This is a genomic window from Weizmannia acidilactici, from assembly GCF_008974225.1.
Taxonomy (GTDB): Bacteria; Bacillota; Bacilli; order Bacillales; family Bacillaceae_C; genus Weizmannia; species Weizmannia acidilactici.
In genome coordinates, this window is sequence record NZ_BKZR01000025.1 from 23277 (window position 1) to 48817 (window position 25541).

Annotated in this window: 30 protein-coding genes; 19 read left to right on the forward strand and 11 right to left on the reverse strand. The window is 47.4% G+C overall.

Going from position 1 to position 25541, the window contains the following annotated elements; all coding sequences use genetic code 11:
• Nucleotides 1–4 precede the first annotated feature (4 nt).
• On the forward strand, nt 5–952 hold the full coding sequence (locus tag GBH70_RS10305; RefSeq protein WP_151680964.1) for an ATP-grasp domain-containing protein: 948 nt from the start codon (nt 5–7) through the stop codon (nt 950–952).
• Between the two features lie 154 nt (nt 953–1106).
• Here GBH70_RS10305 and GBH70_RS10310 read toward each other — a convergent pair whose 3' ends face one another.
• The gene (locus GBH70_RS10310; RefSeq protein WP_151680965.1) at nt 1107–2120 is read right to left on the reverse strand and encodes a DUF1646 family protein; all 1014 of its coding nucleotides are present in this window, start codon (nt 2118–2120) and stop codon (nt 1107–1109) included.
• Nucleotides 2121–2337: 217 nt separating this feature from the next.
• Here GBH70_RS10310 and asnB point away from each other — a divergent pair, with 217 nt between their 5' ends.
• Nucleotides 2338–4185, forward strand: coding sequence for an asparagine synthase (glutamine-hydrolyzing) (gene asnB / locus GBH70_RS10315; protein WP_151680966.1), 1848 nt, complete (start codon nt 2338–2340; stop codon nt 4183–4185).
• Nucleotides 4186–4215: 30 nt separating this feature from the next.
• Here the strand turns inward: asnB and GBH70_RS10320 are convergent, their stop codons facing one another.
• A complete protein-coding gene (locus GBH70_RS10320; RefSeq protein ID WP_151680967.1) occupies nt 4216–5097 on the reverse strand; it encodes a LysR family transcriptional regulator in 882 nt (293 codons plus the stop codon).
• 103 nt (nt 5098–5200) lie between these two features.
• Between GBH70_RS10320 and GBH70_RS10325 the strand changes: the two genes are divergently transcribed.
• The 4 genes from GBH70_RS10325 to ybaK all read left to right on the forward strand — a co-directional run bounded on the left by GBH70_RS10325 (nt 5201) and on the right by ybaK (nt 7052).
• Nucleotides 5201–5578, forward strand: coding sequence for a CidA/LrgA family holin-like protein (locus tag GBH70_RS10325; protein WP_151680968.1), 378 nt, complete (start codon nt 5201–5203; stop codon nt 5576–5578).
• Complete coding sequence (locus GBH70_RS10330; protein ID WP_151680969.1) at nt 5568–6251, forward strand: LrgB family protein; 684 nt, start codon at nt 5568–5570, stop codon at nt 6249–6251. Before GBH70_RS10325 ends, GBH70_RS10330 begins: the two co-directional genes overlap by 11 nt.
• A gap of 66 nt (nt 6252–6317) precedes the next feature.
• Complete coding sequence (locus GBH70_RS16775; RefSeq protein ID WP_172967449.1) at nt 6318–6464, forward strand: hypothetical protein; 147 nt, start codon at nt 6318–6320, stop codon at nt 6462–6464.
• A gap of 108 nt (nt 6465–6572) precedes the next feature.
• Nucleotides 6573–7052 (forward strand): Cys-tRNA(Pro) deacylase, encoded by a 480-nt coding sequence (ybaK, locus tag GBH70_RS10335; RefSeq protein ID WP_151680970.1) that lies wholly within the window; start codon nt 6573–6575, stop codon nt 7050–7052.
• Nucleotides 7053–7090: 38 nt separating this feature from the next.
• Here the strand turns inward: ybaK and GBH70_RS10340 are convergent, their stop codons facing one another.
• A complete protein-coding gene (locus GBH70_RS10340) occupies nt 7091–7534 on the reverse strand; it encodes a DUF2231 domain-containing protein (protein WP_151680971.1) in 444 nt (147 codons plus the stop codon).
• Nucleotides 7535–7707: 173 nt separating this feature from the next.
• Between GBH70_RS10340 and GBH70_RS10345 the strand changes: the two genes are divergently transcribed.
• Genes GBH70_RS10345 through GBH70_RS10355 form a run of 3 tightly spaced genes read left to right on the forward strand, consistent with a single transcriptional unit; the run spans nt 7708 to nt 9819 of the window.
• The gene (locus tag GBH70_RS10345) at nt 7708–8388 is read left to right on the forward strand and encodes a response regulator transcription factor (protein WP_151680972.1); all 681 of its coding nucleotides are present in this window, start codon (nt 7708–7710) and stop codon (nt 8386–8388) included.
• Nucleotides 8381–9640, forward strand: a complete 1260-nt coding sequence (locus tag GBH70_RS10350) for a sensor histidine kinase (RefSeq protein WP_172968304.1) — start codon at nt 8381–8383, stop codon at nt 9638–9640. Before GBH70_RS10345 ends, GBH70_RS10350 begins: the two co-directional genes overlap by 8 nt.
• A complete protein-coding gene (locus GBH70_RS10355; RefSeq protein WP_151680973.1) occupies nt 9637–9819 on the forward strand; it encodes an SE1832 family protein in 183 nt (60 codons plus the stop codon). Before GBH70_RS10350 ends, GBH70_RS10355 begins: the two co-directional genes overlap by 4 nt.
• A gap of 56 nt (nt 9820–9875) precedes the next feature.
• On the opposite strand, the gene GBH70_RS10360 is transcribed toward GBH70_RS10355, so the two are convergent.
• The gene (locus GBH70_RS10360) at nt 9876–10745 is read right to left on the reverse strand and encodes an alpha/beta fold hydrolase (RefSeq protein WP_151680974.1); all 870 of its coding nucleotides are present in this window, start codon (nt 10743–10745) and stop codon (nt 9876–9878) included.
• A gap of 252 nt (nt 10746–10997) precedes the next feature.
• Between GBH70_RS10360 and GBH70_RS10365 the strand changes: the two genes are divergently transcribed.
• The 3 genes from GBH70_RS10365 (at nt 10998) to GBH70_RS10375 (ending at nt 14254) form a co-directional block, all read left to right on the forward strand.
• On the forward strand, nt 10998–11846 hold the full coding sequence (locus GBH70_RS10365; protein ID WP_151680975.1) for a MurR/RpiR family transcriptional regulator: 849 nt from the start codon (nt 10998–11000) through the stop codon (nt 11844–11846).
• A 156-nt stretch (nt 11847–12002) separates the two neighbouring features.
• Nucleotides 12003–13241 carry an alkaline phosphatase gene (locus tag GBH70_RS10370; RefSeq protein WP_151680992.1) on the forward strand — a complete coding sequence of 413 codons (1239 nt, stop codon included), beginning with the start codon at nt 12003–12005 and terminating at the stop codon, nt 13239–13241.
• A gap of 146 nt (nt 13242–13387) precedes the next feature.
• Nucleotides 13388–14254 carry a Cof-type HAD-IIB family hydrolase gene (locus GBH70_RS10375; protein ID WP_151680976.1) on the forward strand — a complete coding sequence of 289 codons (867 nt, stop codon included), beginning with the start codon at nt 13388–13390 and terminating at the stop codon, nt 14252–14254.
• 73 nt (nt 14255–14327) lie between these two features.
• Here the strand turns inward: GBH70_RS10375 and bshB2 are convergent, their stop codons facing one another.
• From bshB2 to pdxK, 3 genes are all read right to left on the reverse strand, one after another.
• Nucleotides 14328–15011, reverse strand: a complete 684-nt coding sequence (gene bshB2, locus GBH70_RS10380; protein WP_151680977.1) for a bacillithiol biosynthesis deacetylase BshB2 — start codon at nt 15009–15011, stop codon at nt 14328–14330.
• A gap of 13 nt (nt 15012–15024) precedes the next feature.
• A complete protein-coding gene (locus GBH70_RS10385; protein ID WP_151680978.1) occupies nt 15025–15372 on the reverse strand; it encodes a YojF family protein in 348 nt (115 codons plus the stop codon).
• A 128-nt stretch (nt 15373–15500) separates the two neighbouring features.
• Nucleotides 15501–16319, reverse strand: a complete 819-nt coding sequence (gene pdxK / locus GBH70_RS10390; RefSeq protein ID WP_151680979.1) for a pyridoxine/pyridoxal/pyridoxamine kinase — start codon at nt 16317–16319, stop codon at nt 15501–15503.
• A 628-nt stretch (nt 16320–16947) separates the two neighbouring features.
• On the opposite strand from pdxK, the gene GBH70_RS10400 reads away from it, so the two are divergent.
• From GBH70_RS10400 to GBH70_RS10410, 3 genes are all read left to right on the forward strand, one after another.
• Nucleotides 16948–17634, forward strand: coding sequence for a uracil-DNA glycosylase (locus tag GBH70_RS10400; RefSeq protein ID WP_151680980.1), 687 nt, complete (start codon nt 16948–16950; stop codon nt 17632–17634).
• A gap of 156 nt (nt 17635–17790) precedes the next feature.
• Entirely contained in the window at nt 17791–18039 is a 249-nt protein-coding gene (locus tag GBH70_RS10405) for a YwdI family protein (RefSeq protein WP_151680981.1), read from the forward strand.
• A 57-nt stretch (nt 18040–18096) separates the two neighbouring features.
• Nucleotides 18097–18468, forward strand: coding sequence for a DUF423 domain-containing protein (locus GBH70_RS10410; RefSeq protein WP_151680982.1), 372 nt, complete (start codon nt 18097–18099; stop codon nt 18466–18468).
• Nucleotides 18469–18556: 88 nt separating this feature from the next.
• Here the strand turns inward: GBH70_RS10410 and gerQ are convergent, their stop codons facing one another.
• Nucleotides 18557–19012: a spore coat protein GerQ gene (gene gerQ / locus GBH70_RS10415; RefSeq protein ID WP_151680983.1), complete on the reverse strand. Its 456-nt coding sequence runs from the start codon at nt 19010–19012 to the stop codon at nt 18557–18559.
• Between the two features lie 159 nt (nt 19013–19171).
• Nucleotides 19172–19927: a hydrogen peroxide-dependent heme synthase gene (gene hemQ / locus GBH70_RS10420; protein WP_151680984.1), complete on the reverse strand. Its 756-nt coding sequence runs from the start codon at nt 19925–19927 to the stop codon at nt 19172–19174.
• A gap of 169 nt (nt 19928–20096) precedes the next feature.
• Here hemQ and pta point away from each other — a divergent pair, with 169 nt between their 5' ends.
• Together pta and lipL are read left to right on the forward strand one after the other, a co-directional pair.
• The gene (gene pta, locus GBH70_RS10425; RefSeq protein WP_151680985.1) at nt 20097–21068 is read left to right on the forward strand and encodes a phosphate acetyltransferase; all 972 of its coding nucleotides are present in this window, start codon (nt 20097–20099) and stop codon (nt 21066–21068) included.
• 126 nt (nt 21069–21194) lie between these two features.
• Nucleotides 21195–22028: an octanoyl-[GcvH]:protein N-octanoyltransferase gene (gene lipL, locus GBH70_RS10430; protein WP_151680993.1), complete on the forward strand. Its 834-nt coding sequence runs from the start codon at nt 21195–21197 to the stop codon at nt 22026–22028.
• Between the two features lie 487 nt (nt 22029–22515).
• Here the strand turns inward: lipL and GBH70_RS10435 are convergent, their stop codons facing one another.
• Nucleotides 22516–23202: an RsfA family transcriptional regulator gene (locus GBH70_RS10435; RefSeq protein WP_151680986.1), complete on the reverse strand. Its 687-nt coding sequence runs from the start codon at nt 23200–23202 to the stop codon at nt 22516–22518.
• Between the two features lie 204 nt (nt 23203–23406).
• Between GBH70_RS10435 and GBH70_RS10440 the strand changes: the two genes are divergently transcribed.
• Together GBH70_RS10440 and GBH70_RS10445 are read left to right on the forward strand one after the other, a co-directional pair.
• Complete coding sequence (locus GBH70_RS10440; RefSeq protein ID WP_151680987.1) at nt 23407–24723, forward strand: HD domain-containing protein; 1317 nt, start codon at nt 23407–23409, stop codon at nt 24721–24723.
• Between the two features lie 18 nt (nt 24724–24741).
• On the forward strand, nt 24742–25260 hold the full coding sequence (locus GBH70_RS10445) for a YwgA family protein (RefSeq protein WP_151680988.1): 519 nt from the start codon (nt 24742–24744) through the stop codon (nt 25258–25260).
• Nucleotides 25261–25272: 12 nt separating this feature from the next.
• On the opposite strand, the gene thmT is transcribed toward GBH70_RS10445, so the two are convergent.
• Nucleotides 25273–25458, reverse strand: a complete 186-nt coding sequence (gene thmT, locus GBH70_RS10450; RefSeq protein ID WP_151680989.1) for a 2-hydroxymuconate tautomerase — start codon at nt 25456–25458, stop codon at nt 25273–25275.
• Nucleotides 25459–25541: the final 83 nt, after the last annotated feature.

A 25541-nucleotide genomic window follows, 5' to 3' on the forward strand; every position in this document is an offset into this window, starting at 1 on the left:
CTGCGTGGCTAAGATTTATGTTTTGCATGAAAATCAGGAATGGACGGACCATTTGGTAAAGAGGTTCGAAGAATTGGGCCTGCCTTATGAGCTTTGGTTCTTGGATGAAGGGACGGTGGATCTGACTTCGGAGCCGCCGGAAGGGATTTTTTTCAGCCGGATGAGCGCTTCCTCACACACGAGGGAACATACCTATGCCCCTGAACTGACATCGGCCGTTTTGGCTTGGCTCGAGCGACACGGGCGCCGGGTCATCAACGGTAGCAGCGCGCTCCGGCTTGAAGTGAGCAAAGTGAACCAGTATATGGAACTGGAGAAATACGGGATCCGCACGCCGAAAACGATTGCCGCGGTCGGAAAGAAACAAATGATCAAAGCCGCAGAAAAACTTGGGGCCTCTGCTTTTATCACGAAACATAACCGCGCGGGCAAAGGACTCGGCGTCCAGCTTTTTCATTCGGTTGATGCGCTCAAGGAGTATGTTGAAAGTGATGTGTTTGAAGAACCGCGGGACGGCGTGACACTTGTGCAGGAATACATTGAATCACCGGAGCATTACATTACCCGCTGCGAATTCATCGGCGGAAAATTTGTGTACGCGGTCCGGGTGGATACGTCGGGAGGTTTTGAACTCTGCCCTGCCGATGCCTGCCAAATCGGCGGCCTGTTCTGCCCTGCCGGCGAGGAAACGGAACAAAAACCGAAGTTCCAAATTATTGACGATTTTAACGAGCCGATTATTCAAAAATACGAAGAACTACTGCGCGGCAACGGGATCAAGGTTGCGGGCATTGAGTTTATCCGCAATGCGGACGGCGAAATTTTTACGTACGACATCAATACGAATACAAATTATAATTCCGATGCCGAAGCGGCTGCGGGAAAATACGGCATGCTTGAATTGGCCAAGTTTTTGCGGGCGGAACTGGAAAATGTTTATGTGCAAAACTAAAAGAAAGGTCCCCCGAAAACTGGGCACATGGCTTTTGGGGAACCCTTTGTGTCTATAAAGGATTCAATGTAGTTTTAAAATTGGTGTATTGTTTTTCCTTAGTCGGTTGAAGGACAAAACTAACGATGCCGTCCCATAAATTGTCCTTCATACCTTACACCAACAAAATCACTACAAAATAAACCGCCATGGCAACAAGGCCGATCGGGAGCCCGAATCTGGCCCATTCCCGGCTTGTGATCCGCAGTTTTCCGGCGGAGATGATATTCGGGATATTGCCCGGCACGAGCATCCCGCCGCTGATCAGCAGTCCGAGTAAAATGGCCTGGACGGTTCTATTCGCCATTTTCGAACTGATCTCGGCAGCTGCCAATGTTGCATTGTCGAGCACAGCCGAAATCATATTGATCCAGTACAAAATAAACGGGCTTGAATCAAGCAGGAAACGGTTGATGAGCGGTTCAAACCCCGCCCCGAGCAGCGTCAGCCCCATGACAAACAAGTAAATTTTCACCGTCCGCAAAACGATATCCACATACGATTCACGGTTGTGCGCACTTTGAAGCCCCAATTCCGAGCTTTCCGGTTTAATCACCACCGCAGCCAAGATGCCGAAAATTAAAATAGCTGAAATCACTTCCGGCCCGATCAGGCGGATTAGATAAAAAAAGTCCTCGTTTAACTTGCTGATCGCAAGGGTCGAAAGTGGCTCGCCAATCGGGGTAAGCGCGGCGCCGAGCCCGATGGAAAAGCAGGAATACACCACCAGCTGTGTTTCCGATTTCCGGTCGAGCCGCAGGACGCTGACGATGACCACTAAAATCAAAGCAGAAATAATGGCGGTCACCACACTTGAAAGCAGGCCTAAAATGATCACAATCAGTGCAGCCAAAAGCGGAAACGGCATTACACGGTTAATGGCGGAAATGATTTTTTCAAGTGGCTTTTCCAGCCAGCGGAACAATAAGCCGGCAATGAACACCGCAATTGTAATTTTAACGGGATCCTCCAAAGCTTTTATGATCAGCGGCTTGTCCAGCACACCGCCGGCAATGGCCGCGACCCATCCCATAATAAATAAAAAAACTTCCAAATTGCGCTCGACAAGCGGCGCGAAAAAAGGCAAAAACAATACGAGCACCAATATGACGATTAATGCGGCAATCATCAGCTCATCCCTTTCTATAACCCAAAACATATGTTAATTGTACCATAAAAAATTTGGGCACGATTTTGCCCCCATTCCATGTTCCATCATAGGACAACTCACATTCCGGGGTATTTGCCTATATACTAATACAGCCGAAAAGAAAAAATTGCACGGTATAGCGGCTTATAAGCATCAATGCCGCAAAACCGGAGAAATTCAGGAAGGGTGAGCCGGAATGTGCGGAATAACCGGATGGGTCGATTTTCAAAAAGATTTGCGGAGTGAAATCGAAACGGTAAAAAAAATGACGGAAACATTAAGCAAACGGGGTCCGGATGACACCAATATATGGCTTTCACCGCATGCGGCATTCGGCCATAAGCGGCTTGTCGTCGTTGATCCTTTATGCGGCGTCCAGCCGATGACGCGCCAAAAGGGCGGAAACACGTATACGATTTGTTATAACGGCGAATTGTATAATACGGAAGATTTGCGTGCGGAGCTTTTGAAAAAAGGTTACACCTACCGGGGGCATTCTGATACGGAAGTACTTTTGACTGCTTATATCGAATGGGGAGAAGCATGTGTTGAACGCCTGAACGGGATTTTTGCCTTTACAGTCTGGGACAGGAACAAAGAACAATTATTTGCCGCGCGCGACCGCCTCGGAGTAAAGCCGTTCTTTTATAAAGAACATGAAAGCGGCTTTTTGTTTGGCTCGGAATTAAAAGCGATGCTCGCACATCCGAACGTCAAAGCAGAAGTTGACTACGCAGGGCTCGCTGAAGTTTGGGGGCTCGGGCCATCCCGGACGCCGGGGACGGGTGTTTTCCGCGGCATGGAAGAACTGCGCCCGGCCCATGCGCTTACTTTCTCCAGGGACGGGTTGAAAGTTTGGCGTTATTGGAATGTGAAAAGCGCGCCGCATACGGATACGGTGGAAGAAACGGCTGAAAACATCCGCGCGCTTATTCAGGATGCTGTTGTCAGGCAACTGGTTTCAGATGTCCCCGTTTGCACGTTCCTGTCGGGCGGCGTCGATTCGAGCGCCATTACCGCTATTAGTGCCAATCATTTTAAACAAGAGGGAAAGGGCAGGCTGCACACTTTTTCCATCGATTATGAAGAAAATGAGCGCTATTTTAAGGTGAGCGATTTCCAGCCGAATGCCGACGGGCTGTGGATCCGGAAAATGTCGGAAGCGTTTGATACGGTTCACCACAATTGCGTGATCAGGCAGGAAGACCTTGCCGAGTACTTAAAAGAAGCCGTCATTGTCCGCGATGTGCCGGGGATGGCGGATGTGGACTCCTCGCTTCTCTGGTTCTGCCGCGAAATCAAAAAAGATTTTACCGTCAGCCTTTCCGGTGAGTGCGCGGATGAGATTTTCGGCGGCTACCCGTGGTTCCGGCGTGAAGATGATTTGAACCGTGAAGGCTTCCCGTGGATGCGGTCTTTGGATGAGCGCGTCAGCCTGTTAAAAGAAGGCTGGCAGGAAAAATTGCAATTGAAAGATTATGTGATGTCAAAATACGAAGCATCTGTTGCGGAAACCCCGCTCCTGAACGGGGAAACGCCGCTGGAGGCAAAGCGCCGGAAGCTGTTTTACATCAATATGCTTTGGTTTATGACGACGCTCCTTGACCGGAAAGACCGGATGAGCATGGGGGCAAGCCTTGAGGTGCGCGTGCCGTTTGCCGACCACCGGATTGTCGAATATGTATGGAATATTCCTTGGGACATGAAAATGTACGGCGGCAGGGAAAAAGGCATTTTGCGGAAAGCGTTGGAGGGCATTTTGCCGGAAGAAATTTTATACCGGAAAAAAAGCCCGTACCCGAAAACGCACCACCCGGCTTACACGGCGGCGGTAAAACAATGGCTCAGTGAAATTTTGGAGAAGAAGGATTCCATTTTGTATGAGTTTCTGCTCCGCGATCAATTAATGGAATTGGTGAACACAAACGGGGAAGCGTTCCAGACGCCGTGGTTCGGCCAGCTCATGACCGGCCCACAGCTGCTTGCGTATCTTGCCCAGATCCATTACTGGTTTGAGGCATACAGGATTGATATCAAACCATAACCGGCCCTGTCAGCCGGTTTTTCTGCATCATCAGCCGAATAAAGTTTTTGTAAACCGGATCCATTCTTTTACAGCAAAAGAAAGGTATTGGTGCTTCGGCCAAATGATCGCCAAATTCCATGGAATGACCGGGTCGACCAAGCTGATGATTTTTACGCGTTCCGGGTTGAATGCATGGCAGATTGTATTCGGCAGCAGGGCAATCCCAAGGTTGGATGCAACGAGTTCACAGATCAGGTCCCACTGGGTGCTTTCGTAAATGATTTTCGGCATAAACCCGAGTTTCAGGCATTCCTGGATAATCTGGTCATGCAGGGCAAAATCTTTATGGAAAAAAATGAACTCCTCATCTTTTAACTGCGCAAGCCCTACACGGTTCTGGTCCGCAAGCGGATGGGACGGGTGCACAAGAAGAACAAGCTGGTCATGGACAAAAGAAAAATAGCTGAGCAATTCATGATTGACCGGCATGACGACGGCGCCAAGATCCAATGTACCGTTCTCGACATCATGGATTACTTTTCTTGTGACATCCTCCACAAGCTGGATTTTGATGTTCGGGTATGTATGGTGGAACTCATCAATCACCCGGGGAAAATAGCGCGATCCGATCATCGGCGGGAGCCCGATCCGGATCGTGCCTTTTTTCAGGTTGGCGACATCATTGATTTCTTCCGTCAGCTGCCGGAAAGCTTTTAATGTTTTTTGCGCCTGATAAAAAACAGCTCGTCCGGTATCGGTCAAAACGACTTTTTTCCCTGAGCGGTCAAACAGCTGGACCCCGAGTTCATCTTCAATGCTTTTAATCATTTTGCTGATCGTAGGCTGCGACACATAAAGTTCCTGGGCGGCCTTTGTGAAGCTGCCGTGGATGGCAACGGAAACAAAGTACTGCAGATGCTGGATGTCCAACTTTATCCCTCCCTGTGATAGATAAAATGCATGCTCAGCATACTATATATTCATTTTACCTATAAATGTTTGCGCGGTAAACTGGTTTTAGAAGGTGAAAATATTGAAAAAGATTGGGATAGGCATTTTGCAGGTTGCAGGACTTTATTTGTTCGCTGAGGTCATGGGCTTTGCGGCAAAGCTTCTGCACATTCCGCTGCCGGGAAGCATGCTTGCGATGATTGCACTCTTTCTCCTTTTGCAATTCGGTATTGTCAAAATGAGTTGGATCGAAATCGGGGTAAATTTTTTATTGGCGGAGCTGCTGCTTTTTTTTATTCCGTCCGCTGTCGGGATGATCAAGTATAAAAGCCTGCTTTTGAAAAACGGCCCGGAAATCATCATTGTGATCATCATCAGTTTGGTCACCGCCATGGCCTGTTCAGGGTGGATCGCGGATAAAATTGCTAACCGGAGGAGCGTGAAGATGCGTGGCCATTAAAGTAGTATGCCTGATGTTTACTGTTGTAAGCTATTGGGTTTTTAAGAAACTGTATGCGAAATACAAAAAAGTGTTTATGTCCCCGCTGCTCGTGACGCCAGCTTTATTAAGCGCGTTTTTGCTCGGAGAAAATATTCCGTACAAAGATTACCAAAAAGGCACAGCGGTTTTGACGGATCTGCTGCAGCCGGCCATTGTTGCATTTGCCGTGCCGCTCTACCGCAACTTCAACGTTATCCGGAAAAATGCGGCGGAAATTTTGATCGGGATTGCGGCCGGCTGGATGATGGCGATTTTTGTTTCGTCCAGTATCGCAGCGCTTTTTCATTTTAATAAAAGCCTTGTGCACAGCTTAATTCCGTTTACGATCACAACGCCGATTGCAATGGGGGTTTCTGAAAAAATCGGCGGCGTACCGTCCGTTACGGCCGTTTTCGTGATCATTAACGCGATCATCGGTTCAACCGTTGCGCCGTGGATCATTAAGAGCCTTCGCATCAAGAATGAAATTGCCCATGGCGTCCTGCTTGGAACGCATGCGAACGGAATAGGCACCTCAAAAGCGTTTGAATTAAGTTCTAAATCCGGCGCGATCTCAAGCGTCAGCATGATTATCGTCGCTGCTATCTCCATTTTTGCCACGCCGTGGATGGTTTCCCACATCATTCATTAACCGTCTCTGCATATTCCTTTCTTTTTAACAGCAAAATATAGCTGTAAATAGGAAAGGAGCATGCAGATGGGAAGGCAAAAATACGGCAACCAGAATGCCGAAAGAAATAAAAATGCGAAACTCGGTAATGAAATCGCGGAAGAACTGGTGGAGTTTTCAACCGGCAGCCGTGGTGATATGAACCAAAAAAAGAAAAAGGGAGTACGTAAATAGATGTGATCCGACTGACCTGCCTGTGCGGGTCGGCTTTTTGCTTTTTATGGAAAATTCCATCCAAAACCGTTACACTTTTATTAGAAGCGTTTTAAAGGATGTGGTCAAATGGCGAAAATCGCGAAAACGAATGCAATGCGGCTGCTGGATGCCCAAAATATTCCATATGGCATGCTGTCGTATGAGGCAAAGGACGGGAAGATAGACGGCGTTTCCGTTGCGGAGAAAATCGGGAAGCCGCTTGAAAAAGTATTTAAAACATTGGTCACGCAGGGGCACAGCCGGAACCTTTATGTGTTTGTCATCCCGGTTGCAGCGGAACTCGATTTGAAAAAAGCGGCCAAAGCGGCCGGCGAGAAAAAGATCGAAATGATCCATGTAAAAGATATTCAAAAATATACCGGTTATATCCGCGGCGGCTGTTCACCCATCGGCATGAAAAAAAACTATCCGACATTCGTGGATGAAAGTGCCGCTCCACTTGACGAAATCATTGTGAGTGCAGGCAGAATAGGGACACAAATCGTTCTGTCCCCGCATCATCTCTTAAAAGCCTCAAATGCAAAATTAGCCGCTTTAACGCATTAAGGTGAGTTCCCTTTTTGCGCCAAAGCGGCCGGCCGCAATTATTTTGCTGAAGTCTGTGCAGATGTTTTCGCCGGGCTGTTATAGACCATCTTGCCGCCGTAATGGCCGGTCAAAGTTAAAGTTGTGGTGCCGGCTGTGCACAGAACAATGATGAGCGGCATCATCCATTTAAACGGTTTAAAGTACATAAGCAGTTTTAAAAATAAGATTGCCCCGAAAATGATCATCGTGATCAAGGCATAATGTTCATGCGTTTCGACCATTGAACGTGTGGCTTGTCCCCATTTTTCCCGTGCATCCGGGATGGCGGAATCCCCTGTCATATAACTTACAATTCCCATCACAAAACCGCTGCCAAATAAGTACAGCGCCATTTTATTAAAAAAATCTTTTTTCCAGAGCGCAATAAATTGGAAGATTACCCCGAATATCAGTAGGGCAATTGGAAAGTGCACCAACAGCGGGTGGATTGGTGTATTCATCATGTCCATTCCTTTCTTTTTTACTTCAAGCTTAGTATAGCGGCTGTATCTGAAATGAATCTGAAAAATCACCGGCAAATTGAATTTACTTCACATCATTTGTTTTGCGTCCATGGTATGATAAAAATGTGAATGTTTTTACCTCCTTATCAAACACCTGTGAGGGGATAAGCGTGAAAATTTTACTGGCAGAAGATGACAAGAGATTCGGTAATCTGCTTTGCCATATGCTGGAGAAAGAAAAACACCAGGTAGCTTGGGAACAGGACGGCGTGCGCGCTTACGATGAGGCGTTATTTGTGCCTTATGACATGCTTATACTGGACTGGATGATGCCCAGGCTGGACGGGCTAGAAATCTGCCGGAAGCTGAGGGAACAAGGTTTTCAGGGCGGCATTATCATGGTTACGGCGAGGGATGCTGTGAACGATGTTGTGGCGGGCCTTCGGGCGGGGGCGGATGATTATATTGTTAAACCGTTTGCGTTTGAGGAGCTGCTGGCAAGGATTTATGCACTGCAGCGGAGAGAATGGAAAACTTATAAAGAGACGTTGTCATGCGGATACTTGACGCTGCATTTGGAATCCAAACAGGCCGAAGCACACGGTGAAATGATCCCATTGACGAGAAAAGAATATCAGCTTTGCGAGTACTTAATGAGGAATAAAAATCTCGTGGTTCCGCGCGAAAAAATAGTGGAGCAAATTTGGGGCCCGGAAGAGGATGTTTCCGATAATGCGCTCGATGCGCTCGTTAAGCTTTTGAGAAAGAAAATCGACAGGAAAGGGGATAGTTCCTTGATTGAAACAGTACGGGGTATCGGGTATAGGATGAATGATGGTCGCCATGTTTAAGCCGATCCGCAGAAATTTAACGATACTGTATATCCTTACATTTTTCCTGTTTCTAGTATTTATATTGGTGATTATGTATTTTACCGTCCAAAAAGTGGCGGAAAGGGAACAAATGAAAGAAATCAGCCAGTATATGAAACAGGAAAAAGCCATCAGCAAAGCCGGCCTGGCGCGTTTGAAGGAAAATGCATCCGGAAGTAAAGTGCAGGAAGCCGGCCACCCTTATTTTTATTATATTTTAAAACCGGGCGGCAAGCTGCTTGAAGGGGAGGAATTGATCCCGGGGCTGCATTCGGAAATGAGGAAACTGGCAGCGGAGGGCAATCTCCGTTCTGGTTACCATGAAATTGAATATAATGAGCGCAACGCCATGTATCATGTTGAAGCGGTACATGCGGAAACTTCCGGAACCGTGTATGTTGTGTTTGGGATTGAGACGACAGGCGCACATCATGTGATGCAAAAGCTTCTCGTGTTGTTTCTGCTCCTCTCGGCCGTTTTTACGGCAATCCTGGCGCTCTTAAGTTATTTTCTCGCCGGAAAAGCCATTGTCCCGATCCATGTGGCTTTAGAGAAACAGCGAAAATTCGTTTCGGATGCTTCCCATGAACTCCGGACGCCGATCAGCGTGTTTTACAGTTCGATCGAGTTGCTGGAAAAAGAAGAGGGGGAACATTTAAGCACGTTTGGAAAAGAAGTCGTGGCCGATTTAAAAACGGAAGCAAAATTAATGGCAGAGATGCTGGAAGATTTGCTGTTTTTAGCAAGAAGCGACCAGAAAGTCCAGCAGTACCGTTTTGAAGAGGTGCAGTTGTATGATTTGTGTGCCTCCATTGCACGGCGATTTCAAGCCGGGCTGCCGAAAAATATCCTGCTCATCAATAATTTGCTGGAACGCCCTGTTGTTTGGGGGGATCCGACAAGGTTGCAGGAGCTCATTTATATTTTTCTTGAGAATGCCAAGCAGTACACGGAAAATGGGTTTATAAAACTGTCATTGTACCGGAAGGACAATTTTGCCGTCATTGAAATTGAAGACAGCGGAAGCGGCATTGATGAGCATGACTTGCCCCATATTTTCGAACGGTTTTACCGCGGCGATAAAGCAAGGGTACGGGACGGGACCGGGCTCGGTTTGTCGATCGCCGAGGCCATTACCGAAAAGCACCGCGGCAGGATTGAAGTCAAAAGCAAAGTGGGGGAAGGCACTGTTTTTAAGGTCTTTATTCCATTAAAGGGGGAAGAAACATGAATAAACGGGATGTGGAGTACCAAATTGCCGATTTAAAAGCGGATTATGTCCGTTTACAGCATGATCTTGAAAAGCTGGAGTATGTAAAAGGGAACCTCCATCCGCTTGAAAAACAGCTGGCCGACATTGAACAGGAGCTCCGGAAATTGTACGAAAAGTTTGACCAGTTTGATGAATAGGGAACGCAAAAAGCGGCGGATACTGCCTGTTGCTGTGCCCGCCGCTTTAAAAAGTCTTATTTCTCTTTCCAGAGGAAGTTCCCAACCATATGGTCCACCTTTTTGTTTTCATGTAGGCGGCTGTGCTGCGCATTTTTGCCGTAAACAATTTTGGAAGTGTACCGGCCGGCCGGAACAATTGATTTGCCGCCGAGCGCGCTGTCAAGGGAAACAAGCGTGTCCCCGGAAGCCGGATTTTTTACCACACCTGCAATCGCAAGGACTTCGATCTTTCCGCCGAACCGGTTTTTATTGGCAAAAAGAGCTTTCAACGCGTTTGAGCCCGGAAGCAGATCGCGGGCGGCGGCGCCGGTATTGTTTGGATTTTGCTTAAACCTTTGGACAAGGACGCCGTGATATGGGCTGCCGATCGTCACCAGTTTGCGGATCACCGGATAGTTTGGCTGATGGGACGTTTCCTCAATATATTTTGTACAAATCAAACCGCCCATCGAATGCCCGACAAGATATGCCTCTTTCACATCGTATTTGGTGTAAAGAATATGCATGACTTTTTCAAGCCATTCCGCTGTTTGCCGGAAGCTGGACCGGTTTTGCGACAAAATCACCTGGATCATCGGATGCCGGTCTTGCTTTGATACTTGCCCATTGGCAACGATCAGCCCGTCTGCGGTCACATGAATGACCATTGCTTTTTCAGCCACCCCGCTTTCCTCTAAACGGTTGAGCATGCCGCCCAGCGAATTGGCTGTACCCTTATAGCCATGCACGAAAACGGTCGGAATCGGATCGGCTGCAGGGCGGGCTGCAGCGGCATTTCCTTTTGCTGTAAGGTGGTTCTGGAAAAACCATACGGCGGACAGGCTCATGGCGAGGAAAAAGCAAATGCTGATAAGGATCGCATGCCGATGTTGTGAATAAGGCATCTTAACACTCCTTGATGAAATACCTGATGTGAAATTCCAGCGAAATGATGTTTATTTTACCATATAAAACGGCCGCTGTGAATAGAAGAACACGCAAATCCGACTGATTTATGTGGCATGGCGTTGACGGCTTGCCGCAACCATTCTATGATTAAAGAAAACGCTGCACTGGGGCTGGAATAACTGTAATGGAGGGGAATCCGTCCCCAGTATACCTGTTTTTACTATGATGGTTGTAATGGAGGAAAATGTGTGGATTCATTATTGGATAGAATTCAGAAGGAGCTGCATCATTTGACCTGTGCCGAAAAGAAAGTCGGCGCTTATATTGTGCAACATCCGGAAATGGTTCCGAATATGACCACCAAAGATTTGTCGGAAAAAACCGGGGTAAGCGAGTCGACTGTTGTGAGATTTTGCAAATCCATTGGTGTGGCAAGCTTTAAGGCGTTTAAACTGGAACTCGTGAAGAACTTAACGTTGTCGGAAATCAATATGACCGATTTTTCCATTTTACAGCAAAAAGATTCCCCGTATGATTTATTCCAGAAAGTTACTTACGGCAATAAAAAAGCCATTGAATCGTGCATTTCGACACTTGACAGGAGGGAGCTGGAAAAAGCCGCGGATGTAATGGAGAAGGCGGGAAAAGTGGTGTTTTGTGGCGTCGGTGGGTCCGTGACGGCCGCAGTGGATGCCCATTATAAATTTTCCAGGATGGGTTACCATACGATATTTTCACAAGATTTCCATTATTTGCTATCCATCATTCCATATTTAAATGAAAAGGATGTGCTTGTTGCGATCAGCATTTCCGGCAGAACAAAAGATGTGCTGGAATTGTCCGGTTTTGCAAAAAGGAAAGGGGCAAAAATCATTGCGATTACGAATATGGAAAAATCCCCCCTCTATAAAGAAGCCGATATTAAGCTGTGCACGCCGGTCGCTGAGCAGGATTTCCGGATTGGGACGACTTCTTCCAGAATGGCGCAGCTGAATATTATAGATGCCCTTTATTTAAGTGTTTTTCAGCGGAGGGGCGAAAAAATTCTGGAATACTATTATGAAGCGAGAAACGAATATATCAAACTGCGCAGGTGAACATTGCTTTGTAAACCTAATATTTATATTTCTTTTACAATTCCAACATACTTCCTTTAAACTCTTTTTTTACAATCATTCGTGTAATGAGAAATCAAGGGAAGGGGAGGAAGCGAGTTGGAAAAGGGCAAAAGAAACGGTTTGGTGAAAGCGGCAATGGCATTGACGACTATTGCGGCATTGGGGGTGTCCGGCATCGCAAGTGCAAAATCTTATCAGCCTTCACAACACATGCACACCCCATCGCACGAAAAGGCGAAAAGCGTCATCCTGTTTGTCGGGGACGGCATGGGGGCCGTGCAGCGGGATGCCATCCGGCTGGCAACGGTCGGCTTAAACGGGGACCTTGAAATGAATAAAATGCCGTATGCGGGGATTGTACATACAAGCTCAACGTCAACTGTGACCGATTCGGCAGCCGCCGCAACAGCCATGGCATCGGGTGTCAAAACGTATAACGGGGCCATCGGGATGGATGCCAATAAAGTAAGCAAAAAGACAGTTTTGGAAGAAGCGGAAGAAGCCGGCAAGTCAACCGGCCTTGTAACGACCAGCCAGATTACGGACGCAACGCCGGCAGCATTCGGCGCCCATGTTGCAAACCGCTCCGAGCAGAGCAAAATCGCGAAGCAGTATTTGGAAAACAGCAAGGTGGACGTCCTGCTTGGGGGCGGGGAAGATTACTGGTATCCTGCCGGCAATGCAGGCGCATACGAAGACCATCCGGCAAAAGATCCGTCAGAGGCAAGTAAGGGGACGGAAGGTAATCTAGTGGAGGAAGCAAAAAAACGCGGCTACCAATATGTAATGAACGCTTCCGGGCTGCAAAAAGCAAACGGGAATAAGCTTTTGGGCCTGTTTGCCAATGAAGAAATGTTTGAGCAGCGCCCTGAAGGGGACGGCGACCAGTATGACCCGGTTGTTTCGCTTCCAACGATGGTCGAAAAAGCGATCGGCACACTGTCGAAAAATAAAAAAGGTTTCTTTCTGATGGTGGAAGAAGAAGCGATCGATGAAATGGCCCATGAAAACAACGCAACCCAGCTGATCAAAGCGGGGCAGCAATTGGATAACGCGGTAGATGTGGCAAAAGATTACGCGAAAAAACACCCTGACACTTTAGTGCTTGTGCTGGCCGACCATGATTGCGGCGGGATGGCGATTGAGGGCGTAGATAACAGCGATGAATCCGGTGACGGCATTTCAAAAGAAGATGGCCCGTTCCAGGTAGCCGGTTCCGACCAGCAATTTATGGTGGACTGGACAACATCCGGCCATACGGCAGCCGACATTCCTTTGACGGCTATGGGCCGCGGGGCTTCCTTGTTTGAAGGGACCTATGAGAATACGTATATCCATGATGCTTTGTTAAAAGCAATGGGTTTGGGAAAATAAATTCTAAAAAAATGTGCCGGGCCGTGCAAGTTTTGAAGGCCCGGTTTCCGTTTTCGGACATGCCCGCCGTTACTGCGCCCAAAAAATCTGATATAATAAAGGCAAGTTTTGCTTGAGGACTGGTGCTATTGGAGGGGGAAGGCAGCATGATCGAATGCATCGCATCCGATATGGATGGAACGTTGTTAAATTCTAAACAGGAAGTCAGCCCGGCAAATGCCGAAGCGATCAAACTGGCGCAAAAAAAGGGCATCCATTTTGTCGTTACGACCGGGCGTTCTTATGAAGAAGCAAGGCTGGTGCTGGATCCGGCCGGCATTGATTGTACAGTGATCGGATTAAACGGGGCGGAAGTAAGGGATGAGGAAGGAAGACTGCTCAAAACAAGTGTCCTCAATCCAAAAACGGCTGCCCGGATTGCAACCGTATTCGACAATCTCGGCATTTATTATGAATTTTTTACAAATGAAGGCACTTTTACCGAAGATTACGAGGAAAACATGGATATGCTTGTCGATCTGTTCCATTCCGCCAATCCGGAAGTGCCGGTCGAAGAAGTGCGCGCCCATATCCAACAGCGCGGCATTCGGCGCTACATCCATAATAAGGGCGAAACAAGGGATATTTTCCACAACCCGTCCATTCTCTTTTATAAAATCTTGGCGTTTAATGAAGACGAACACCGGCTGCGGAAAATCGGAAAAAGCCTGGAAAAGGACTTCCCGGATATTAAAGTCACTTCGTCGGGTTTCCGGAATATAGAAGTGAACCATGTTTCAGCCCAAAAAGGAATTGCGTTGGAGGAGTATGTGAAAAAACACGGGCTGTCCATGAAAAAAACAATGGCGATCGGCGATAATTTAAATGATATCTCGATGCTAGAACGGGTCGGATATCCTTTTGCAATGGGAAATGCCGAAAAAGAAGTGCTGGAACTTTGCCGCTACCGGACGGAAAGGAATGATGACGACGGCGTGGCAAAGGCCATATACAGGGTGCTCGAGATGCCGTGAATTTCGCGACCATCAGAGCAACAAAAACCCCGCCGGGAAAAATGAATTTCTCAACGGGGTTTTTTATTGACCTTTATTCGACCCGGTCATTGTCCCAGTCATACGTCCAAAAGTGTTCGTAATGGAGCCAGCGGAGCGTTTCCGGGTCTTTTCGTTTCAGTTTTTCTTCCCGTTCCCTCATCATCCAGCCGGTTTGGGAGAGGTGGGCTTTCATGGCTCCAAGTTTTTGCTCGGATGCACCGCTTACATCATTGACGATATCCGGTTTTCCGATTTCTGCCTCATGGTTTTTCGAAAATGCGACGCAGTGGAGTTTCGGGCGTTTTTCGTCCGGGATCTGCCTGAGTGCGCGGACAACGGCCCTTCCTGTTGCTTCATGGTCGGGATGGACGGAGTAGCCGGGATAGAATGTAATCACAAGTGATGGATTCAATTCATTGACGAGGTTCAGCACCATTTTTACCATTTTCTCATCATCTTCAAATTCCACCGTTTTATCGCGCAGCCCCATCATGCGTAAGTCCTTGATCCCCATGATTTCCGCCGCTTTTTGCAATTCTTTTTTGCGGATATGCGGGAGCGATTCTCTTGTGGCAAAAGGGGGGTACCCAAGGTTTCTCGCCATTTCCCCGAGCGTCAGGCAGGCATACGTGACCGGCGTGCCGTTTTTGACATGGGTTGCAATCGTTCCAGAAACGCCGAATGCCTCGTCATCCGGGTGTGGGAAAATCACCAGAACATGGCGCTCTTTTTCCATTTCTTTCATCTCCTTATTCAAAAGGTGTTTTGCTCAATTCAAGTGCAACCGCAAGTTTTCCGTCATAACCATGGCCGGCAAACAGCAGGCGGCCGAACTCGTCTTTTTCAAAATGCGTCAAGCCTTCAGCGTAGACCCAGCCGATTTTCATTTTCAATCCGATCCGGTAAGGGCCATCTCCGGCAATTTTTCCGTGTTCGTATGAAATTTGCGCATTGCGGATGTAGGCGCCGGCGGAAAAAAAAGACTCATTGACATGGGAGGCATAGGCGCCGTTTGTCGTTTCCAAATGGATATACAGCGGCTGATTGGCAAATTCATTGAGCCATTTTTGTGCTTCATGCGTACGTATCGGTTCCATCGTCTTCCTCCTTTTTTCTGTCCGCCAATCGTTTCTTTTCAATTATAGCAAATCGGCGGGGCGTCCGGTCAAAATAAAAACCGGCTCCTCCGTGAAGATTTTTGCCGGAGGGGCCGGTTATTAGAGGTTTATGCATTGGAATGCGAAAAACGGGTGTACGCGCCGTGCATGACAGGGCCGACATATTCGTTCAGCTTAAAGCCGTGCTCGATTGCCATGTGGACGAATTCTTTCGCCACTTTTACAGCACCCGGAACAGTATTGCCTTTTGCCAATTCAGCCGTAATGGCCGCGGCAAACGTGCAGCCTGCGCCATGGTTGTAAGTCGTGTCCACTTTCGGCGATTCAAGGATTTCGAAATCTTTTCCGTCATAGAACAAATCGACGGCATTTTCCGTATCAAGCCCTTTTCCGCCTTTAATGACAACATTTTTTGCGCCCAGTTCATGGATTTTTACCGCTGCTTCTTTCATATCGTCAACGGTTTTAATCGGGCCCGTTTTTGCCAACTGCCAGGCCTCGAACAAGTTCGGGGTTGTGATCGTTGCACGTGGCAAAAGCAATTCGCGTATCGCTTCCGTATTTTCCGGCTGCAGAACCTCGTCTTCGCCTTTACAAACCATGACAGGGTCAATGACCACTTTTTCCAAATGGTATTCATCTATTTTACGGGCTGCCAGTTCAATAATGTCTACAGAACCGAGCATGCCGGTTTTCATTGCGTCAATTCCGACAGAAAGGATCGTTTCGAGCTGCGGTTCGACAATTTTCACATCGATTGGGAACACATTATGGTGCCATCCGTTTTTCGGATCCATCGTGACGATGGAAGTAATGGCGGACATGCCGTAAACGCCCAGTTCCTGGAATGTTTTTAAATCCGCCTGAAGCCCGGCACCACCGCTGGAATCAGAACCGGCGAGCGTAAAAGTTTTCTTTAAACCCATCACGCACCCATCTCCTTTTTTCAATATAGCTTCACACTATTTTAGGATATAATACTGCCCGGAAAAAAACAAATATGGGGGACGGGGGGATGAATAGGTAAAAAATGTGCCTGCTGCTAAACTTCAGCCGGCCTGCGCTGGTTAACAGAAGGCGCCCGATATCTCCCGGGTCTTCGTTTTTGTCCGCAGCAATGACGGCAACGGGACCTGGCCCAATCCTTTTTCGTACTGTTCCATATCCGTCAGCCCGGGCACCTGCATTTTCGATCTTAATTTATCGCCGCGCTGCGGAATACATTTCCGGCCATATCGATGACGCCTTGCTCCCCCATGCCGGCCGATCCGGTTTCTGTTACATCTGCCAAATCTTTCGACCCGTTTTGTCGTGCGCGAAAATATAAAGATGATCTTTCGAAAATCCTTCATTTTCAAACTTGGTCACAACATTCTTCCAAGCCGTTATCAACCACTTCCACTTTATACATGAACAGCCCCCTTTTATCAGGCTGTTGCAAGACTTTGTGTACTATATATCCGCTTCCGGGTGTCCCTAAACAAAAAAGTTTTTCGTCCGCCCACGGGGGAAACTGGTAGAATAATAGTATGGAAAGAAAGGGGCTGTTAACGAGTGAAAGCTATTTTGAAAAATGACTGGGGCCCGCTTTTAAACGAAGAGTTCCAAAAACCGTATTATTTAAAATTGAGGGAATTCCTGAAAAAAGAATATGCGACAAAGCGGATCCATCCGGATATGTATGATATTTACAACGCGTTCCATTATACGCCTTACCGCGATGTCAAAGTCGTACTGCTCGGGCAGGACCCGTATCACGGCCCGAACCAGGCGCACGGGCTCAGTTTTTCCGTCAAGCCGGGCGTGGATATCCCGCCATCGCTCCAGAATATTTTTAAAGAACTGCATGATGATTTAGGGTGTCCGATCCCGAACCATGGCTGTCTTGTCAGCTGGGCGAAGCAGGGCGTCATGCTGCTAAACACAGTGCTGACAGTGCGGGAAGGGCAGGCCCACTCACATCAGGGAATGGGCTGGGAAATCTTTACGGATGAAGTTATTAAAAAAATCAATGCAAAGGAAAAACCGGTTATTTTTCTTTTATGGGGCAGGCCGGCACAAAGCAAAAAAGCTTTAATCGACACGAACAAACATTATGTTTTGACCGCTGCCCATCCGAGCCCATTGTCCGCAAACCGCGGTTTTTTCGGGAGCCGCCATTTTTCAAAAGTAAACCGGATTTTGCGGGATTTAGGGGAAAAAGAAATCCAATGGCAGCTGCCGGAACAGGAAAAGGCATAAAATACGCCGCTCCGATCAAAACCGACAATGTTTCACGTGGAACATTGTCGGTTTTTTGAAATGTTTGTACGTACGGATATATCAGATCATCAACATTGTTCGATATTATTGCCTTTGCTACAATAATCCTAAAGAAAATGCGATTGAGGTGCGGAAATGGCTATCACAACGAAAACGCTTTTAGCAAAAATCGAGCAGGAACTGGCAAAGGCAAAACAGGGGGAGTCGACGAAGAAAATCAGGGAGCATGTCTATGCAATAAAAGCGTTGTGCGAAATTCTTCTGGAAAGCGGGGAGGAGGAAAAGGCCATTTCTTCTTCCGTATCCATGCCTCAAACAGCGCTGAAGACGGAGCCGCTGAAAATGGAAGATGGTGCAAATGGCGACTCTATTTTTGATTTTTAGCAGGCCGTTCCGATAGAATAAGAATAAAAGATTATATATGAGCGGGAGTGCGTGAAGATGAAAATATTTGTTTTGCTCGGCGCCATCAATGCGTTTTTGTCCGTAGCATTAGGGGCATTCGGCGCCCACGGGCTTCAGGGCAGAATGGAGCAGAAATATTTGGACATTTGGGAAACCGGCGTGCGCTATGAGATGTACCATGCGCTAGGTTTAATGGCAATCGGTATTTTGTCGGGTATGATCAAATCATCGGCATTGCTGAATTGGTCCGGATGGCTGATGTTTATCGGTATTGTCCTTTTCTCCGGCAGCCTGTATGTTTTATGTTTAACGAAAATCAATGTACTCGGTGCAATTACACCGATCGGGGGCATCGCGTTCCTCGCCGCTTGGGTACTGCTCGGGACGGCAGCGGTGAAATGGATGTAAAAGAAAGAGGCTGCCCGTAAACAAGAAAACCCGCCGGAATAACATCATTTTTCCGGCGGGTTTTCCGAGTTATGGAATTTTTGTAAAGTTATCCCCGTGGCGGATAGGTGGCCAATTGCTGGCCTGCCTGCGGTGTCCCGAAAGGATATTCGTACTCGATTTCCTCAGAGAATGTAATGTAATCGACATACACCATCGGAATTAAATAACGTTGTCCGGTTTGCGGATCGCTGAGGATGACATGGTCGCGCCCGGCCGCTTCGATAATCCCGTTGAATACTTTTGCGTTCCATTCGCGGTTGTTTTCAAATGTGGCGTACAGCGTGATCATTTTTCCTTTATTCAGCCGCAAAATATTTTCAATATAAGACTGTTCGAGCGGCAGCTGTCCAGGCAAATTTTGCGTAGGCGAAATTTGGGTTTGCGGCCCCATCGGAACTTGGTACTGCGGAAAATAAGTCCCGTAGTAAGGCTGGGTGGACTGCCGGTAGTAATAGTAATAAGGATACCCGTAAACAGGCGGTGTGTAATTCCCGTTTTCCAATTGATTTCCCCCTCCATTTTTACATATCTGAAGCCTGAACGCGGCTCCTGCCGTGCTTTCGCGCGGCAGTATAAGTAGGGCCCTCACTACATTCATGTGTATGCCGCCGGAAAACGGGATATGCTAAAAAATCCTTCCAGCATTCTGGAAGGATTTTGGTTACCCGATATGTAACAATGATTTTAATTTCTCTTCATCAAGCAGGCTTCCGACATAGAAAGAGCCGAATTCGCCATATCTGGCGCTTGCTTCATCAAAACGCATTTCGTAGACGATTTTTTTGAACTGCAGGGCATCATCGGATAATAAAGTGACACCCCATTCATAGTCGTCAAGCCCTGTAGAGCCGAGAATATACTGTTTCACTTTTCCGGCGTATTTGCGCCCGATCATGCCGTGGCTTTTCATCAATTCACGGCGTTTTTCCATCGGCAGCATATACCAGTTGTCATCGCCTTGGCGCCGTTTATCCATCGGGTAGAAGCAGAAATATTTGGATTTTGGCAGGGTCGGATACAGGCGCTCTCTGACCTGCGGATTTTCATATGCGTTTTCATCCGCCTTGCCGCCGCGCACATAGTTGCTTAACTCGACAACGGCGACATAAGAGTAAGCCGGGATGGTATAGTCAGCAATTTTTAATTTATTAAAGGCCGTTTCAATTTTCTCAAGGTCTTCTAAAGCCGGCCGCAGCGTCCATAAGACAAAATCGGCTTTTTGGCCTGTGATCGTGTATAAAGCATAAGCTCCTTCATGTTCGTTTTGAATGGCTTCTAATTTTTTAAGGAACTGCTGGAACTCTTCAATTGCAGCTTCCCTTTCCGCGCCCGGCAGTGCCCTCCAGCCCGCCCAGTCGATAGAACGAAAATTATGCAACGAGTACCAGCCATCCAATGTTTCTGCTGCTTCGCTCATCTTTTTCCCTCCAAGCTTTTTTTCTTACCTTACTATAACATAGGTTGGATAAAGGAAAAAATAATACGCGCTGTGTGAAATGTTCAGAACAATTTCATCTTTTGCCTTTGATTTTTGGGGAGAATGGATTATCCTAAAAAAGGACATAGTCATAAAAGGAGTGATCGACATGAGCGAGTTTTTCGACACCGTTAAACAAAAAGTGCGGGGGCACAATAAAACCATTGTTTTTCCTGAAGGCCTGGATGAAAGGATTTTAACCGCTGCTTCCCGGCTTGCCTCTGAAGAAGTCATCCGCCCGGTGTTAATCGGGAACCGGAATGAAATCGAAGCAAAAGCACGGGAAATCAGCGTTTCGGTTGAAGGAATCCCTACATATGATCCGGAAAACTATGAGGGTTTTGAAGAGATGGTGCAGGCTTTTGTTGAACGGAGAAAAGGAAAAGCGACGGAAGAAGATGCGCGCAAGATTTTAAAAGATGTTAATTATTTCGGCACAATGCTTGTCTATTTGAAGAAAGCGGACGGACTTGTAAGCGGCGCCATCCATTCCACGGCGGACACGGTACGGCCTGCACTGCAGATCATTAAAACAAAACCGGGGATCAAAAAAACGTCGGGTATCTTCATTATGGTAAGGGATAAAGAGAAATATGTATTTGCCGACTGCGCCATTAATATCGCGCCGGACAGCCAGGATTTGGCGGAAACGGCTGTGGAAAGCGCCAAGACGGCAAGAACGTTTGATATCGAGCCGAGAGTCGCCATGCTGAGCTTTTCAACAAAAGGTTCGGCCCATTCTGATGAGACGGAAAAAGTGGTGCAGGCTGTAAAAATGGCAAAAGAACTCGATCCGGATATTGTGCTGGACGGTGAGCTCCAGTTTGATGCAGCATATGTTCCGGCTGTCGCGCAAAGGAAAGCGCCGGATTCCGTCATCCAGGGGAATGCGACTGTGTTTATTTTTCCGAGCCTTGAAGCCGGCAATATCGGCTATAAAATGGCGCAGCGGCTCGGCGGCTTCGAAGCGGTCGGCCCGATCCTGCAGGGGCTGAATGCGCCTGTCAACGACTTATCGCGGGGCTGCAATGCTGAGGATGTTTACAATTTGGCCTTGATTTCAGCGGCGCAAAGTTTGTAATGTCCCTATTCCTGAATGCCGGGATTTACCGTTGGAATTTAGTTCCGGTTTGGCTTGGCTGCATCCTGCACAATGGCCAAATCCTTTTTATGTTTTTGGAAAAAGCAAATGGAGGAATGGACGGATATGGAAGAAGCGCTGCAATTGCTGAAGCAGCCGGAGTGGAGGATAATCGACCAGTCCTGCCTCGGCCCGCAGTTTGAAGCGGCCCAGTCTTTTGCAATGGACGATACATTATGCACATCGGTTGGGTCACACCTGTCTCCGGCGGTTGTGCGGACATGGGTGCACCACCAAACAATCAGCCTCGGCATTCAGGATACGAAGCTGCCTTTTCTGGAACAGGGGCTTAAATTTCTTGAAAGCATGGGTTACCGGTATCTTGTCCGCAATTCAGGCGGTCTTGCGGTTGTTTTGGATGATGGTGTGCTGAACGTTTCGCTTGTTGTGCCGGACACGGAAAAAGGGATGGACATCAACCGCGGATATGAGGCGATGTGGAAGCTTATCCAAATGATGTTTGCCGATTTCCCCGTGCAGATTGAGGCAGGCGAAATTGCCGGCTCGTACTGCCCAGGTAGCTATGACTTAAGCATTGAAGGGAAAAAATTTGCCGGCATCTCGCAGCGGCGTGTCCGAAAAGGGGTGGCTGTCCAGATTTATTTATGCATCACAGGCAGTGGTGCGGGCAGGGCGCGGCTCGTCCGGGGATTTTACGAACAGGCAAAGCAGGGTGCTGCGACAAAATTTCAATACCCGATGATACAGCCTGAAGTGATGGCGTCGCTGTCAGAGCTCCTGCAGGAAAATTTGGCGGTACAGGACGTTTTTATGCGGCTGCTGCAAACGCTGCAGGAGCTCGGAAGCCGGCTTGTGTCCCGGCCGCTGACGGAGCAGGAAACGGAATGGTACGGCCAATATTATGAACGCATGCTCGAACGCAATGCGCGATTTTTATAAGGTTTGCAGGTATGATTGGGTAGGAAAGCATGGTTTGGCACTTGCTTTACCAAACTTGGATTATAAAGACAAAACTTTGATCTGCAAGCAGAGAAAAGACTTTTAGCAGCCTTATAAAGTACAAAATGGTGTCCTTGGGGCGGCAAAAAGTCTTTTAGGAGCGTTATAAAGGACAGAAGCAGGTTCGTGGAGTATCGAAATGTCCCTTAGAAGCATTATTGAAGGACAGAGCGCCGGCCCTATAATGGGAAAAGTCTTTTAGGAGTGTTGTAAGGGACAAAAGCATAGCCTTGGGACAGCGAAAAGTCTTTCATAAGCATCATGGAGGACAAATGCCGTTCGCAACTCAGATAAACGTTCTTCAAGGGAAGAATTGAAGCATCTATCCCCAAAGTCACTAAACAGGCGGAAACCCATCGAGATCATGTTTCTCAATGGGTTTCCTTGTTTAAAAGAGCTTTTGGGATCGCGTTTTGCAATGGCAATGTCACTCCGCCATTTTCTCCAGGTTCCCGTTCCGGTCCATTTTGAATTTGGTTGTGCCGGTGTCGTCTTCTTCAAAGAGGACATATTTTCTGGCGCGATTCATGATTTTCATCAATGTTTCGTAATCTTCCTGCATCGTGACGGAGCCTTCTTCCAGCTCTTTGATGCGTTTTTTCAGCTCTTCCGTTTCTTTTTTTAGTTCCTGGTTTTCATGTTTCAATCTTGCATTCTCGCTTTTTAAAACCGTTGTCTGGAATTGCGTATTGTTTAAGTATTGCAGATAGCTGATGACTTTGACCAAGTTCATTTCCCCATTGTCCGTGCCTTGTGCACCTTCTCCGGCCTGCCCTTCCGCCTCCGCTTGGTCCGTAACCAACGGTATTTCACCAAGTTCTTCAAGCGTCGGTACTGGCGGCTGGTAAAGTAGTTTCTTTTTCCCACCCTGTTCTTTTCCAAGCAGGCGCTGGCGCTGCTTTCGCTGTTTTTTGGCAAGTTGCAAAGCTTGTTCGTAGTTGTGGCGGACGACCGCATTCCAGCGGAAACCACAGGCGGCCGAAGTGCGGTTCAGCTTATCGCCGACTTCCTCAAAAGCATTCAGCTGTGTGCTGCCTTCGCGCACATGGCGCAGCACCGTTTCGGCAAGCAACAAATCATCTTCTTCGCTCCACGCGTCTTGACGTGATTTCATTCTCATTACCCCCAATTTGAATTTTTGTTTTGATACTAAGAGAATGGACAAAAAATGCATTTTTTATACCAATATGGTAAAAAAATAATAGAGTTTTAGTGCGCGGCGGTGGAAAAATCCCTTTTTTCGGTTTGCGTACAGGCGCTTTTTTTCTTCTTTTGATCCCGGTATAATAGAATTACGACAGTAGGAAGAGGGTAAATCATGGAATACGCCAAACTTAAACTCAGCGAGGAAAAGGTATTTAAAGACCCTGTCCACCGTTATGTTCATGTGCGCGACCAGGTGATATGGGACTTGATCGGGACAAAAGAGTTCCAAAGGCTGCGCAGGATCCGGCAGCTCGGCACGACTTTCCTGACCTTTCACGGGGCAGAACACAGCCGGTTCAGCCATTCGCTCGGCGTATATGAAATTGTCAGGAGAATTACGGATGATGTATTTAAAAACAGGCCGAACTGGAACGGGAAGGACAGGCTTTTATCGCTTTGCGCCGCGCTTTTGCATGATCTTGGCCACGGGCCATTTTCCCACTCGTTCGAAAAAGTCTTCGGCATGGACCATGAAGAATTTACAAAGCAAATCATTTTAGGAAAAACGGAAGTAAACGAGGTGTTGCGGCGGGTCGGCAGGAACTTTCCGAAAAAAGTGGCGGAAGTCATAGCCAAAACTTCCGAAAATAAGCTTGTTGTCAGCCTGATCTCGAGCCAGCTCGATGCGGACCGGATGGATTACTTGCTGCGCGATGCCTATTATACCGGGGTCAGCTACGGCCATTTCGACATTGAACGGCTGCTCCGCGTCATGCGCCCTCATGAGGACCAGGCCGTTTTTAAATACAGCGGCATGCACGCGGTGGAAGACTATATTATGAGCCGCTACCAAATGTATTGGCAGGTGTATTTCCACCCGGTCACAAGGAGCGCGGAAGTCATCTTAACGAAAATTTTGCAGCGGGCAAAAGCCTTGTATGATGCGTCGTATGATTTCAAACACGAGCCCAGGCATTTCCGCTCGCTTTTTGAAGATCACCTTTCCCTTGAAGATTATTTGAAGATGGATGAACATGTGATGCTGTATTATATTGAAGTGTGGCAGGAAGAAGACGATTCGATTTTGCGGGATCTTTGCTCACGCTTTGTGAACCGGAATTTGTTTAAGTATGTTGAATTTGATCCAGCAAAAGAGTTTAAAGTACATAGCCGGTTGGAGAAACTTTTCCAGGAAGCCGGGATCGATCCGAATTATTATTTGGTGATTGATTCGTCGTCTGATCTTCCTTATGATTTTTACCGGCCAGGCGAGGAGGGGGAACGGCTTCCGATCAATTTGCTGATGCGGAACGGGGACTTGAAAGAATTGTCTAGGGAATCCGATATTGTAGATGCGATTTCGGGGAAAAGAAGAACCGACCATAAATTGTATTTTCCGCTTGATTTGATCAAAGACGAGACGGAATACGGCGAAAAGAAAAGGGAAATTGCCGCTTTGTTAAAGCTGTCCCAGAATCCGGAAATTTAATCAGGAGATGAATGGTTTGTGTTAGAAGATCATGTGAAATTAATGGGTGCGCTTGCCGTTTCGGGGGAGATTGTCGGGCGCAAAAAACTGCAAAAAATGATTTACATTGCGAAAAAATTGTCGTTTCCGTTCCAGGAAAAGTTTGAATTCCATTTTTACGGCCCGTACTCGGAAGAACTGACGCTGAGGATAGAAGAACTGACCAATCTCGGCTTTGTGAAAGAAGTCAAGGAGAAAAAAGGCGGATATGTCCAATACCGTTATACGGTTACTGATGAAGGCCATGAATTTTTAAATATGTACGAGCAGGAGCTGCCCGGGCTTGATGCCTGCCTGATAGAAATGAACGGGCAAAACGCGCGTTTTCTCGAACTCGTTTCAACGGTCATGTACTTTGATGCGCTCCCGAAGGACGAAGTGAAAGAAAAAATCTTTACGTTAAAAGCAAAGCAGCACTATACGGAGGAAGAAATCAGCCAGGCGTATGACTACATCGAAAAATTAAAAAAAATCGCTAAGCCTGTGCAAAGGGCTTAGCGATTTCCCTCTTTATTCGTCGCTTTTACGGACGCCGCCTACGGCATAGTGGTTTTTCGACATTTCTTCAATGAAAACCGTGATGTTTTCTTTCGGGGCGTTCACCGTTTCGCTGACAGCGGCGGTCACTTTTTCAACCAATGCTTTCTTTTGCTCGTCAGTACGGCCTTCCAGCATTTTTACCGTTACATATGGCATATGGCTGCATCTCCTTTTTGTTGATCGTTTCCGTTTAAAATTGTAAAGATTTTTTTGCCCGCCCGCAAGTGCCTACCGGTGGC